Source organism: Treponema endosymbiont of Eucomonympha sp. (assembly GCF_001028545.1).
Genome location: NZ_BBPW01000538.1, coordinates 1 through 495, shown reverse-complemented (window position 1 = coordinate 495; position 495 = coordinate 1). Strand labels below are relative to the sequence as shown.

Genomic DNA, 495 nt, shown 5'->3' with positions numbered 1-495 from the left:
CTTGAGGCGGAAATTGCGGCACTCAATACGGAAATCGGTCGCATAGATAAACGGCTTCAGGGAGAGGCGACGTATACGCAGGCGTTCGGGTGGCACCGAAAACAGCTTCTGGGGGACATTGAGTTTGAAAACGTGTGTTCCGGCATGAACGCCGAAACGGCAGGGAGCGAAACGCTGGCGTGGCTCATCGGTTATGTGCCGCAGTCCGATGCCGAAGCGTTATGCAGCGAGGCAAAGCAGGAAGGCTGGGCGCTTTCACTCGGCGAACCGGCGGAAGACGACCCCGTGCCAACAAAGTTGAAGAACAACCGCCTCGTAAGCCTGATTTACCCGCTCACCGATTTTCTGGAGACGGTGCCGGGTTACCGCGAATACGACATTTCGGGCTGGTTCCTGCTGTTCTTCTGCATTTTTTTCGGGATGCTTTTCGGCGACGCGGGCTATGGGTTGTTCCTTTCGCTCATAGCAGCGGGCGGAATCACGAGGTATTCCCTG

At 56.6% G+C, this 495-nt stretch carries 1 pseudogene; it reads left to right on the top strand.

From position 1 onward, the window contains the following. Positions 1-495, top strand: a pseudogene (locus AWU74_RS12130) (V-type ATP synthase subunit I); the annotation flags it as partial.